The sequence below is a fragment of the Streptococcus mitis genome (assembly GCF_002096835.1).
Taxonomy (GTDB): Bacteria; Bacillota; Bacilli; order Lactobacillales; family Streptococcaceae; genus Streptococcus; species Streptococcus mitis_W.
The window spans coordinates 66,772-79,301 of record NZ_NCVG01000023.1 but is presented as its reverse complement, the minus strand read 5'-3'; the positions used below and the strand labels follow the sequence as shown (position 1 = coordinate 79,301).

Genomic DNA, 12,530 nt, shown 5'->3' with positions numbered 1-12,530 from the left:
GCCTCCTTATTTGACTTTGTCACTTTCGTGGTTGATGATTTTGCTGAGGAATTGTTGGGCACGTGGTTCGCTTGGGTTATCGAAAAAGTCATCGACATCTGTCGTATCCACCAAAACTTCCCCGTCAGCCATAAAGATGATGCGGTCCGCAACTTCACGGGCAAAGCCCATTTCATGGGTAACGACAATCATATTCATACCATCGTGGGCTAATTTTTGCATAACTGCTAGAACATCGCCGATGGTTTCAGGATCAAGAGCAGATGTTGGTTCATCAAAGAGGAGAAGTTCCGGATGCATGGCGAGTCCACGAGCAATGGCGATTCGTTGTTTTTGTCCACCGGATAGCATGGCTGGATAAGAATCTTTCTTGTCCCACATATTTACAAATTCCAGATATTTTTGGGCTGTCTTTTCAGCTTCTTTTTTATCAATTCCTAGAACTTTTATGGGTGCAAGTGTTACGTTTTCTAACACTGTTTTGTGTGGGTAGAGGTTGAAATGCTGGAAAACCATACCGACTTCCTTGCGAAGCGGTACTAAATCTTTCTGGCTGGCACCAGCAACTTGGTGACCATTGACTAGAAGACTTCCTTTGTCGACAGCCTCTAAACCATTGATGGTGCGGATAAGAGTTGACTTCCCGGAACCAGAAGGGCCAAGGAGGACAACAACTTGTCCTTTTTCAAAACGGAGATTGATGTCGCGGAGTGCGTGGTAGTCTCCGTAATATTTTTCGACGTGTTCAAATTCTACTAAAGCCATAAGGAATCTCCTTTGTGTTAGATTTTATAACATGATTCTACACCAAAAGATTTGTCTTGTCAAATCATATCAGAAAAAAGTTAGTAAAATTTTTGTAGAAAGCAATCAGGATAGAGAAAAAGCCTAAATCATGTTATAATGAAGCAATAGAATTCTTAGAAAGAGTGGATGTCTTTTTGATAACACCTACTTATGAATGGCAGTTTGCCCCGCAGGTAGAAGATGCGGATTTTACAAAGATAGCCAAGAAGGCTGGATTGGGTCCTGAGGTGGCTCGGTTATTATTTGAAAGAGGGATTCAGAACCAAGAAAGTCTGAAGAAGTTTTTAGAACCTTCCTTGGAGGACTTGCACGACCCTTATCTGCTCCATGATATGGACAAGGCAGTGGAACGGATTCGTCAGGCCATTGAAGAAGGGGAAAATATCCTCGTTTACGGTGATTATGACGCGGATGGTATGACTTCGGCTTCGATTGTTAAGGAAAGTTTGGAACAGCTTGGTGCTGAGTGCCGGGTTTATCTGCCCAATCGTTTTACCGACGGTTATGGACCTAATGCCAGTGTTTACAAATATTTTATCGAGCAAGAAGGAATTTCCTTGATTGTGACAGTGGATAATGGAGTTGCTGGTCATGAGGCTATTGAATTGGCCCAGTCTATGGGAGTAGATGTCATTGTGACTGACCACCATTCTATGCCTGAAACCTTACCAGATGCCTATGCTATTGTCCATCCTGAACATCCTGATGCGGACTATCCTTTCAAATATTTGGCTGGTTGTGGAGTGGCCTTCAAGCTGGCTTGTGCCCTTTTAGAAGAAGTGCAAGTGGAACTACTGGATTTGGTTGCAATCGGAACCATTGCAGATATGGTGAGTCTGACGGATGAAAATCGTATCTTGGTTCAGTATGGTCTGGAAATGTTGGGGCATACTCAGCGTATTGGCCTACAAGAAATGCTGGACATAGCTGGGATTGCTGCTAATGAAGTGACAGAAGAGACAGTCGGTTTCCAGATTGCCCCTCGTTTAAATGCCTTGGGCCGCTTGGATGATCCCAATCCTGCCATTGATTTGCTGACTGGGTTTGATGATGAGGAGGCGCATGAGATTGCTCTCATGATTCACCAGAAAAATGAAGAGCGCAAGGAAATTGTCCAGTCTATCTATGAAGAAGCAAAGACCATGGTGGATTCTGAGAAGAAGGTCCAGGTCTTGGCCAAGGAAGGCTGGAATCCTGGGGTTCTAGGAATCGTGGCTGGTCGTTTGTTGGAAGAACTAGGACAGACAGTCATCGTTCTTAATATAGAGGATGGTCGTGCCAAGGGCAGTGCTCGTAGTGTGGAAGCGGTCGACATTTTTGAAGCCTTGGATCCTCGTCGAGACCTCTTTATCGCCTTTGGCGGCCATGCTGGTGCGGCTGGTATGACGCTGGAAGTTGAGAAACTTTCAGATTTATCTCAAGTATTGGAAGATTATGTCCGTGAAAAGGGCGCAGATGCTGGTGGTAAGAACAAGTTAAATCTAGATGAAGAGCTGGATTTGGAGACACTTAGCCTAGAAACAGTCAAAAGCTTTGAACGCTTGGCACCTTTTGGAATGGACAATCAGAAACCAGTCTTTTATATCAAGGATTTTCAGGTCGAAAGTGCCCGTACCATGGGGGCAGGCAATGCCCATCTCAAACTGAAAATATCTAAGGGTGAAGCGAGTTTTGAGGTGGTGGCCTTCGGTCAAGGTAGATGGGCAACAGAATTTGCTCAAACCAAGAATCTAGAGTTGGCGGTTAAATTGTCTGTCAACCAATGGAATGGCCAAACTGCCCTCCAGTTGATGATGGTGGATGCGCGTGTGGAGGGTGTTCAACTTTTTAACATCCGTGGGAAAAATGCAGTCTTACCAGAAGGGGTTCCAGTCTTGGATTTTGCTGGAGAATTTCCGAATCTAGTAAATAGTGAAGCTATTGTCGTGAAAACCATTCCTGAGGATATTACTCAGCTGAAGACTGTTTTTCAGGAACAGAATTTCTCTGCTGTCTATTTCAAAAATGATATTGACAAGGCCTACTATTTGACGGGATATGGAACGAGAGAGCAGTTTGCCAAATTGTACAAGACCATCTACCAGTTCCCAGAGTTTGATATTCGCTACAAGCTGAAAGATTTGGCTACTTATCTTAATATCCAACAAATCTTGCTGGTCAAGATGATTCAAGTATTTGAAGAGCTAGGCTTTGTGATGATCAAAGATGGTGTCATGACAGTGAATAAAGAGGCACCAAAGCGGGAAATCGGAGAAAGTCAGATTTACCAAAATCTAAAACAAACCGTCAAAGACCAAGAAATAATGGCGCTGGGTACCGTGCAAGAAATTTATGACTTTTTGATGGAGAAATAGTAGCAGATTGGAAAGAGTTGGGCAACCAGCTCTTTTTTGAAAACAAATCTTCATTTTGAAAATCATCAAAAAAATGGTATAATGGTAGGAAAAGATTCGGCTAAAAGTAATAGTGCTTTTAGAATAAGAGGGTAAGTAACCCTATAATCAAGATAAACTAAGCTTTCGGAGGAAAAATGAGTAATATCAGTTTAACAACACTTGGTGGTGTCCGTGAAAACGGGAAAAATATGTATATCGCTGAAATCGATGGGTCTATTTTTGTTTTGGATGCAGGTCTAAAATACCCTGAAAATGAACAACTAGGGGTGGATGTGGTCATTCCCAATATGGACTACCTTTTTGAAAATAGCGATCGTATCGCTGGGGTCTTCTTGACCCACGGCCATGCGGATGCCATTGGTGCTCTGCCTTATCTCTTGGCGGAAGCCAAGGTCCCTGTATTTGGCTCTGAGTTGACCATTGAGTTGGCAAAACTCTTTGTCAAAGGAAATGATACGGTTAAGAAATTTAATGATTTCCATGTCATTGATGAAGATACGGAGATTGATTTTGGAGGGACTGTGGTGTCCTTCTTCCGTACGACCCACTCTATCCCAGAAAGTCTGGGTGTTGTCTTGAAGACAGCTGAAGGTAGCATCGTTTATACAGGTGACTTCAAATTTGACCAGACAGCTAGTGAATCTTATGCGACAGACTTTGCTCGCTTGGCAGAAATCGGACGTGATGGAGTTCTAGCTCTTCTTAGCGATTCAGCCAATGCAGACAGTAATATCCAAGTGGCTAGCGAAAGTGAAGTTGGGGACGAGATCACTCAAACTATTTCGGACTGGGATGGTCGTATCATTGTTGCAGCAGTAGCTAGCAACCTCTCTCGTATCCAGCAGGTGTTTGACGCTGCGGATTCAACAGGTCGTCGTGTGGTTTTGACAGGATTTGATATTGAAAATATCGTCCGTACTGCTATTCGTCTTAAGAAATTGTCTCTAGCTAACGAAAGTCTTTTGATTAAGCCAAAAGATATGTCTCGTTTTGAAGACCATGAGTTGATCATCCTTGAGACAGGTCGTATGGGTGAGCCAATCAATGGTCTTCGCAAGATGTCGATTGGCCGCCACCGTTATGTGGAAATCAAGGACGGTGACCTGGTCTATATTGTAACGACACCGTCTATCGCCAAAGAAGCTGTCATGGCACGTGTGGAAAACATGATTTATCAAGCTGGCGGGGTTGTCAAACTGATCACTCAAAGCTTGCGTGTGTCAGGACATGGGAATGCGCGTGATTTGCAGTTGATGATTAATCTCTTGCAACCTAAGTATCTCTTCCCAATTCAAGGGGAATACCGTGAGTTGGATGCCCATGCTAAGGCTGCTATGGCGGTCGGGATGCTGCCAGAACGCATTTTCATCCCTAAAAAGGGAACCAGCATGGCTTATGAGAATGGGGACTTTGTCCCAGCTGGAGCGGTTTCAGCAGGGGATGTCTTGATTGACGGGAATGCCATCGGTGATGTTGGTAATGTAGTCCTTCGTGACCGTAAGGTCTTGTCAGAGGACGGTATTTTCATCGTAGCAATTACCGTTAATCGTCGTGAGAAGAAAATTGTGGCCAAGGCTCGTGTTCACACGCGTGGATTTGTGTATCTCAAGAAGAGTCGCGATATTCTCCGTGAAAGTTCAGAATTGATTAACCAAACGGTAGAAGACTATCTTCAAGGAGATGACTTTGATTGGGCAGATCTTAAAGGGAAGGTTCGTGATAATCTGACCAAGTATCTCTTTGACCAAACCAAGCGTCGTCCAGCTATTTTACCAGTAGTCATGGAAGCAAAATAATCGTTGAAATAAACAGAGAGAAAGTCGAGTTTCGGCTTTTTCTTATCGGAAAATAGAAGGAAAAAATTATGGCAGTAATGAAAATCGAGTATTACTCACAAGTTTTGGATATGGAGTGGGGAGTGAATGTCCTCTATCCTGATGCCAATCGAGTGGAAGAACCAGATTGTAAAGACATTCCCGTCTTGTACCTCTTGCACGGGATGTCTGGCAACCATAATAGCTGGCTCAAGCGAACCAATGTAGAACGCTTGCTTCGAGGCACTAATCTCATCGTTGTTATGCCCAATACCAGCAACGGTTGGTATACCGATACCCAATATGGATTTGACTATTACACAGCTCTAGCAGTGGAATTGCCACAGGTTCTAAAACGCTTCTTCCCTAACATGACTAGCAAGCGTGAAAAGACCTTTATCGCTGGTCTCTCTATGGGAGGCTATGGCTGTTTCAAACTAGCTCTTGCTACAAATCGTTTTTCTCACGCAGCTAGTTTTTCAGGTGCTCTTAGTTTTCAAGATTTTTCTCCTGAGAGCCAAAATTTGGGGACACCAGCTTATTGGAGAGGTGTGTTTGGGGAGATTAAAGATTGGACAACTAGTCCTTATTCTCTAGAAAGTCTGGCTAAAAAATCGGATAAAAAGACCAAACTTTGGGCATGGTGTGGGGAACAGGATTTCTTGTACGAAGCCAATAATCTAGCAGTGAAAAATCTCAAAAAACAGGGCTTTGATGTGACCTATAGCCATAGTGCTGGAACTCACGAATGGTACTATTGGGAAAAACAATTGGAACGGTTCTTAGCAACCCTACCGATTGATTTCAAATTAGAAGAGAGATTGTCATAATTTAGCTTTCTTTCAGCTTGTTTTAGTAAAATAGACTTTATTTTCTAGGAAGGTGGAGAGGCATGCGCTGGATTTTTCGTTTGATAGGGGCTTTCTTTTCTTTTGTGTGGCGTTTGTTTTGGCGCCTGGTTTGGATAGTTGTGCTCTTATGTGCTCTTGCTTTTGGACTTCTCTGGTATCTGAACGGGGATTTTCAAGGAGCGCTAAAGCAAGTAGAACGGTCAGTCAAGATTGGTCAACAAAGTATCGACCAATGGGAAAAAACAGGGCAACTGCCTAAGTTGAACCAGACAGATAGCCACCAGCATTCTGAAGGAAGGTGGCCACAGGCCTCTGCTCGTATTTACCTGGATCCGCAGATGGATTCACGCTTTCAAGAGGCTTATTTAGAAGCGATCCAAAATTGGAATCAAACTGGTGCTTTTAACTTTGAACTTGTGACTGAGTCCAGCAAGGCAGATATCTTGGCTACGGAGATGAATGACGGAGGTACTCCTGTGGCAGGAGAGGCGGAAAGTCAGACCAATCTCTTAACAGGACAATTCTTGTCTGTAACGGTGCGTCTGAATCATTATTATCTGTCCAATCCTGACTATGGCTATTCCTATGAGCGCCTTGTCCATACGGCAGAACATGAGTTGGGTCATGCGATTGGCTTGGACCATACAGATGAGAAGTCTGTCATGCAACCTGCGGGTTCTTTTTATGGTATCCAGAAAGAGGATGTTGAAAGACTTCGAAAATTATATGAGACTAGTGAGTAGGGAACAATCTTTCCCTACTTTTTTGCTATAATGGAACTATGAATAACTTGATTAAATCAAAACTAGAGCTCTTGCCGACCAGCCCTGGTTGCTACATTCACAAGGATAAAAACGGCACCATTATCTATGTAGGAAAGGCTAAAAATCTGCGCAACCGCGTGAGGTCTTATTTCCGTGGAAGTCATGATACCAAAACAGAGGCCTTGGTGTCTGAAATTGTGGATTTTGAATTTATCGTTACGGAGTCTAATATTGAGGCTCTCCTTCTGGAAATCAACCTAATCAAGGAAAACAAGCCCAAGTACAATATCATGCTCAAGGATGATAAGTCCTATCCCTTCATCAAAATCACCAATGAACGCTATCCTCGTTTGATTATTACCCGTCAGGTCAAAAAGGACGGAGGTCTCTACTTTGGTCCATATCCAGATGTGGGGGCAGCTAATGAAATCAAGCGGTTGCTGGATCGGATTTTCCCTTTTAGAAAGTGTACCAATCCGCCGTCTAAGGTCTGTTTTTACTACCATATCGGTCAATGTAAGGCCCACACCATCTGTAAGAAAGATGAGGACTATTTCAAGTCTATGGCTCAGGAGGTTTCTGATTTTCTGAAAGGGCAAGATGATAAAATCATCGATGACCTCAAGGGCAAGATGGCAACGGCAGCCCAGACTATGGAATTTGAACGTGCGGCGGAATACCGTGACCTAATTCAAGCTATTGGAACGCTTCGAACCAAGCAACGGGTCATGGCCAAGGATCTCCAAAATCGGGATGTCTTTGGCTACTATGTGGACAAGGGATGGATGTGTGTTCAGGTTTTCTTTGTTCGTCAGGGCAAGCTTATTGAGCGCGATGTCAATCTTTTCCCTTATTATAATGATCCGGATGAGGACTTTCTAACCTATGTAGGACAATTCTATCAAGAAAAATCTCACCTAGTTCCCAACGAGGTATTGATTCCCCAGGATATTGACGAAGAAGCTGTCAAGGCCTTGGTAGACACCAAGATTCTCAAACCCCAGCGTGGAGAGAAAAAGCAACTGGTCAATTTGGCTATAAAGAATGCTCGAGTCAGCCTAGAGCAGAAATTCAACCTGCTGGAGAAATCTGTTGAAAAGACCCAGGGGGCTATTGAAAATCTAGGACGCTTGCTCCAAATTCCCACCCCAGTTCGCATCGAGTCCTTCGATAACTCCAACATCATGGGAACTAGTCCTGTTTCTGCCATGGTGGTCTTTGTCAACGGAAAACCTAGTAAGAAGGATTACCGTAAGTATAAGATAAAAACCGTAGTCGGGCCAGACGACTATGCCAGTATGCGTGAGGTTATCCGCAGGCGCTATGGTCGAGTACAGCGTGATGGTTTGACTCCTCCAGATTTGATTGTCATTGATGGGGGACAAGGACAAGTCAATATCGCCAAGCAAGTCATCCAAGAGGAGCTTGGCTTGGATATCCCCATTGCAGGTTTGCAAAAGAATGATAAGCACCAAACCCATGAATTGCTCTTTGGAGATCCGCTTGAGGTGGTGGAGTTGTCTCGCAATTCTCAGGAATTTTTCCTGCTCCAACGTATCCAAGATGAGGTTCACCGCTTTGCTATCACTTTCCATCGCCAACTGCGCTCCAAAAATTCCTTTTCTTCACAACTGGATGGCATTGACGGTCTAGGACCTAAACGCAAGCAGAATCTCATGAAGCATTTCAAGTCTTTGATCAAAATCAAGGAAGCCAGTGTGGATGAGATTGTCGAAGTTGGAGTGCCTAGACTTGTCGCAGAAGCTGTGCAAAGAAAGTTGAATCCGCAGGAAGAAGTGGAATTAGCTCAAGTGGCGGAAGAAAGAGTAGATTATCAAACAGAAGGAGACCATCATGAACCATAAAATCGCAATTTTATCAGATATTCATGGCAATGCGACGGCCTTAGAAGCAGTGATTGCAGATGCTAAAAATCAAGGAGTCAGTGAATACTGGCTTCTGGGAGATATTTTTCTTCCTGGTCCAGGTGCAAATGACTTGGTAGCCCTGCTAAAGGATCTTCCTATCACGGCAAGTGTTCGAGGCAATTGGGATGATCGTGTCCTTGAGGCCTTGGATGGCGAATATGGTTTGGAACATCCGAAAGAAATCCAGTCAATGCGCATGACCCAGTTTTTGATGGAGCAAATGGATCCTGCAACGATTGTCTGGCTACGAAGCTTGCCTTTGCTGGAAAAGAAAGAAATTGACGGATTGCGCTTTTCTATCTCTCATAATTTGCCAAATAAGAACTATGGTGGTGACTTGCTAGTTGAGAATGATACAGAGAAATTTGACCAACTCCTCGATGAGGAAACGGACGTGGCAGTCTATGGTCATGTTCACAAGCAGTTGCTTCGTTATGGCAGTCAAGGGCAACAAATCATCAATCCAGGGTCGATTGGCATGCCCTATTTTAATTGGGAGGCGTTAAAAAATCACCGTGCCCAGTATGTCGTGATAGAAGTTGAAGATGGGGAATTGGTAAATATCCTATTTCGTAAAGTCGCTTATGACTATGAAGCGGAGTTAGAACTGGCCAAGTCCAAGGGGCTTCCCTTTATCGAAATGTATGAAGAACTACGTCGTGACGATAACTATCAGGGGCACAATCTGGAATTATTAGCAAGTTTAATAGAAAAGTATGGGTATGTAGAAGATGTGAAGGATTATTTTGATTTTTTGTAAGAGTTTCCTAAAATAACCAATGCAAACTAAAAAAGCGATTGGCTGGTCCAATCGCTTTTAGTATATCTTATACTCAATGAAAATCAAAGAGCAAACTAGGAAGCTAGCCGTAGGCTGCTCAAAACACTGTTTTGAGGTTGCAGATAGAGCTGACGTGGTTTGAAGAGATTTTCGAAGAGTATTATTGTAATTGAGATTGATCTGGGAGATAAGAGCCACCTAGATAGGTATTGCTGAGTTTTTCGAGTGTTCCATCTTGATAGAGTTCTTTGAGTGCTTTATCAAATTGCTCTTTAAACTCTTTCTGGTCGCTTGAGAAAACGATATAGTTGTTGGGGCTATCGGCAGAAGGTAAATCAACGACTGAGAGGTCTAAGCCACGGTCCTTGATAATCTTTTGAACGGATACCTTGTCAAAAACTAGGAAATCAAACTCTCCGTTAGCAAGGTCTAGGATTCGTTTGCCGATATCTTCACCAGAAAAATCTATAGTAGCAGGATTATCAGTGTGTTTCTGATTCCAGTTATTGATGAATTGAGCGTTTGAAGTTCCGGTATCCTCTTGAGTTGTTTTGCCAGCGATTTGGTCAAGAGAAGTCAAAGGATTTTTCTTGTTGCTGACAAGGACGAGGGGATTATTCGAAATTGGAAGTGAGTAAAGGTATTTTTCAGCACGCTCTTTTGTGTAACTCAAGTTATTAGCTGCTGCTTGATAGTGACCAGAATCAAGTCCTGGGAAGATACTCTCCCAGGCGGTTCTTTGAAATTGAATCTCGTAGTCGCTGAGTTTTTCATCTACTGCTTTTAGAACTTCAATATCGAAGCCTGTCAGATTGCCTTTATCTTCGTAGTCAAATGGTGGCACATCGCCGGCTGTAGCAACGACGATTGTCTTTTGAGAGCTGGTTTCTTTAGGTGTAGCTTGATTTCCACAGGCAACTAAAAATGGGAAGATGAGTAGTAAAAGGCTAAATTTTTTCATAATGTCTCCATTCAAATGTAAAGTACTTGCTAGTTTATCAGAAACTTTCTTGATGAACCAATATATATTTTTTATGGCTGTAATAAAAAATCTTAATCATGAAAAATCTCTGCAAGCTCTTTCAAATTATGGTAGAATGGAAGCAGTAGAATTAGAAAAGGAAATCGATTATGAAATTTCTTGAATTAAATAAAAAACGTCATGCGACTAAGCATTTCACTGATAAGCCAGTTGATCCTAAGGATGTGCGTACGGCTATCGAAATCGCAACCTTGGCTCCAAGCGCCCACAACAGCCAGCCTTGGAAATTTGTGGTGGTGCGTGAGAAAAATGCTGAACTGGCAAAATTGGCTTACGGTTCCAACTTTGAGCAGGTATCATCAGCGCCTGTAACCATTGCCCTGTTTACGGATACAGACCTTGCCAAACGTGCTCGTAAGATTGCCCGAGTTGGTGGTGCTAACAATTTCTCAGAAGAACAACTTCAATACTTTATGAAAAATTTGCCAGCTGAATTTGCCCGCTACAATGAACAACAAGTCAGCGACTACCTAGCCCTCAATGCAGGTTTGGTTGCTATGAACTTGGTTTTGGCTCTTACAGACCAAGGAATCGGATCAAATTTGATCCTTGGATTTGACAAATCAAAAGTCAATGAGATTTTAGAAATTGAAGACCGCTTCCGCCCAGAACTCTTGATTACAGTGGGATACACAGACGAAAAATTGGAACCAAGTTACCGCTTGCCAGTAGATGAAATCATCGAGAAAAGATAGAAAGAAGAAAAAAATGACAGCAATTGATTTTACAGCAGAAGTAGAAAAACGCAAAGAAGACCTCTTGGCTGACTTGTTTAGCCTTTTGGAAATTAACTCAGAACGTGATGATAGCAAGGCAGATGCTCAGCATCCATTTGGTCCTGGTCCAGTAAAAGCCTTGGAGAAATTCCTTGAAATCGCAGACCGTGATGGATATCCAACTAAGAATGTTGATAACTATGCAGGGCATTTCGAGTTTGGTGATGGAGAAGAAGTTCTCGGAATCTTTGCCCACATGGACGTAGTGCCTGCTGGTAGCGGTTGGGACACAGATCCTTACACACCAACTATCAAAGATGGTCGCCTTTATGCGCGTGGAGCTTCTGATGATAAGGGACCTACAACAGCTTGTTACTATGGTTTGAAAATCATCAAAGAATTAGGCCTTCCAACTTCTAAGAAAGTTCGCTTCATTGTCGGAACTGATGAAGAATCAGGCTGGGCAGACATGGACTACTACTTCGAGCACGTAGGACTTGCAAAACCAGACTTCGGTTTCTCACCAGATGCTGAATTCCCTATCATTAACGGTGAAAAAGGAAACATTACAGAATATCTTCACTTTGCAGGTGAAAATGCAGGTGCTGCCCGTCTTCATAGCTTTACAGGTGGTTTGCGTGAAAACATGGTACCTGAATCAGCAACAGCAGTCGTTTCAGGTGACTTGGATGACTTGCAAGCTAAACTAGATACCTTTGTTGCAGAACACAAGCTCAGAGGAGAAATCCAAGAAGAAGCTGGTCAATACAAGGTGACGATCATTGGTAAATCAGCCCATGGTGCTATGCCTGCTTCAGGTGTCAATGGGGCGACTTACCTAGCCCTCTTCCTTAGCCAGTTTGACTTTGCTGGACCAGCAAAAGACTACCTTGATATTGCTGGTAAAATTCTCTTGAACGACCATGAGGGTGAAAATCTCAAGATTGCTCATGTGGATGAAAAGATGGGTGCTCTTTCTATGAATGCCGGTGTCTTCCGCTTCGATGAAACAAGTGCTGACAATACCATTGCCCTTAACATCCGCTATCCAAAAGGAACAAGTCCAGAACAAATCAAGTCAATCCTTGAAAACTTACCGGTTGCTTCTGTTAGCCTTTCTGAGCACGGTCACACCCCTCACTATGTGCCAATGGAAGATCCACTTGTGCAAACCTTGTTGAATGTTTATGAAAAACAAACTGGTCTTAAAGGTCACGAGCAAGTCATCGGTGGTGGAACCTTTGGTCGTTTGCTAGAACGCGGTGTTGCCTACGGTGCTATGTTCCCAGACTCAATTGACACCATGCACCAAGCTAATGAATTTATCGCCTTGGATGATCTTTTCCGAGCAGCAGCAATCTATGCCGAAGCTATTTACGAATTGATCAAATAAAACGATAGAAGTCTGAGATTGTATGCTTAGACTTCTTT

Annotated in this window: 10 protein-coding genes; 8 read left to right on the top strand and 2 right to left on the bottom strand. The window is 43.1% G+C overall.

Annotated elements, in window-relative coordinates:
• Positions 1–6: 6 nt before the first annotated feature.
• Entirely contained in the window at positions 7–765 is a 759-nt protein-coding gene (locus B7699_RS07225; RefSeq protein WP_001229569.1) for an amino acid ABC transporter ATP-binding protein, read from the bottom strand.
• 176 nt (positions 766–941) lie between these two features.
• Between B7699_RS07225 and recJ the strand changes: the two genes are divergently transcribed.
• From recJ to B7699_RS07195, 6 genes are all read left to right on the top strand, one after another.
• Positions 942–3,161, top strand: coding sequence for a single-stranded-DNA-specific exonuclease RecJ (gene recJ, locus B7699_RS07220; RefSeq protein ID WP_192852021.1), 2,220 nt, complete (start codon positions 942–944; stop codon positions 3,159–3,161).
• Positions 3,162–3,337: 176 nt separating this feature from the next.
• Positions 3,338–4,999: a ribonuclease J gene (locus tag B7699_RS07215; protein ID WP_084927770.1), complete on the top strand. Its 1,662-nt coding sequence runs from the start codon at positions 3,338–3,340 to the stop codon at positions 4,997–4,999.
• A 68-nt stretch (positions 5,000–5,067) separates the two neighbouring features.
• Positions 5,068–5,847 carry an alpha/beta hydrolase gene (locus B7699_RS07210; RefSeq protein WP_084927768.1) on the top strand — a complete coding sequence of 260 codons (780 nt, stop codon included), beginning with the start codon at positions 5,068–5,070 and terminating at the stop codon, positions 5,845–5,847.
• A 62-nt stretch (positions 5,848–5,909) separates the two neighbouring features.
• On the top strand, positions 5,910–6,611 hold the full coding sequence (locus tag B7699_RS07205) for a M57 family metalloprotease (protein WP_084927766.1): 702 nt from the start codon (positions 5,910–5,912) through the stop codon (positions 6,609–6,611).
• Between the two features lie 38 nt (positions 6,612–6,649).
• A complete protein-coding gene (uvrC, locus tag B7699_RS07200; RefSeq protein WP_084927764.1) occupies positions 6,650–8,497 on the top strand; it encodes an excinuclease ABC subunit UvrC in 1,848 nt (615 codons plus the stop codon).
• A complete protein-coding gene (locus B7699_RS07195) occupies positions 8,487–9,320 on the top strand; it encodes a metallophosphoesterase family protein (protein WP_084927762.1) in 834 nt (277 codons plus the stop codon). Before uvrC ends, B7699_RS07195 begins: the two co-directional genes overlap by 11 nt.
• Positions 9,321–9,501: 181 nt before the next feature.
• On the opposite strand, the gene B7699_RS07185 is transcribed toward B7699_RS07195, so the two are convergent.
• Complete coding sequence (locus tag B7699_RS07185) at positions 9,502–10,302, bottom strand: amino acid ABC transporter substrate-binding protein (RefSeq protein WP_084927760.1); 801 nt, start codon at positions 10,300–10,302, stop codon at positions 9,502–9,504.
• Positions 10,303–10,472: 170 nt separating this feature from the next.
• Here B7699_RS07185 and B7699_RS07175 point away from each other — a divergent pair, with 170 nt between their 5' ends.
• Both B7699_RS07175 and pepV read left to right on the top strand, forming a co-directional pair.
• Positions 10,473–11,078 carry a nitroreductase family protein gene (locus tag B7699_RS07175; RefSeq protein WP_084927756.1) on the top strand — a complete coding sequence of 202 codons (606 nt, stop codon included), beginning with the start codon at positions 10,473–10,475 and terminating at the stop codon, positions 11,076–11,078.
• Between the two features lie 13 nt (positions 11,079–11,091).
• Positions 11,092–12,492 carry a dipeptidase PepV gene (gene pepV, locus B7699_RS07170; RefSeq protein WP_084927754.1) on the top strand — a complete coding sequence of 467 codons (1,401 nt, stop codon included), beginning with the start codon at positions 11,092–11,094 and terminating at the stop codon, positions 12,490–12,492.
• The last annotated feature ends 38 nt before the right edge of the window (positions 12,493–12,530 follow it).

Coding starts and splice junctions, on each gene's coding strand:
- B7699_RS07185 (WP_084927760.1), bottom strand. CDS start 10,302: ATGAAAAAATTTAGCCTTTTACTACTCATCTTCCCATTTTTAGTTGCC.
- B7699_RS07195 (WP_084927762.1), top strand. CDS start 8,487: ATGAACCATAAAATCGCAATTTTATCAGATATTCATGGCAATGCGACG.
- B7699_RS07175 (WP_084927756.1), top strand. CDS start 10,473: ATGAAATTTCTTGAATTAAATAAAAAACGTCATGCGACTAAGCATTTC.
- uvrC (WP_084927764.1), top strand. CDS start 6,650: ATGAATAACTTGATTAAATCAAAACTAGAGCTCTTGCCGACCAGCCCT.
- B7699_RS07205 (WP_084927766.1), top strand. CDS start 5,910: ATGCGCTGGATTTTTCGTTTGATAGGGGCTTTCTTTTCTTTTGTGTGG.
- B7699_RS07225 (WP_001229569.1), bottom strand. CDS start 765: ATGGCTTTAGTAGAATTTGAACACGTCGAAAAATATTACGGAGACTAC.
- B7699_RS07210 (WP_084927768.1), top strand. CDS start 5,068: ATGGCAGTAATGAAAATCGAGTATTACTCACAAGTTTTGGATATGGAG.
- B7699_RS07215 (WP_084927770.1), top strand. CDS start 3,338: ATGAGTAATATCAGTTTAACAACACTTGGTGGTGTCCGTGAAAACGGG.
- pepV (WP_084927754.1), top strand. CDS start 11,092: ATGACAGCAATTGATTTTACAGCAGAAGTAGAAAAACGCAAAGAAGAC.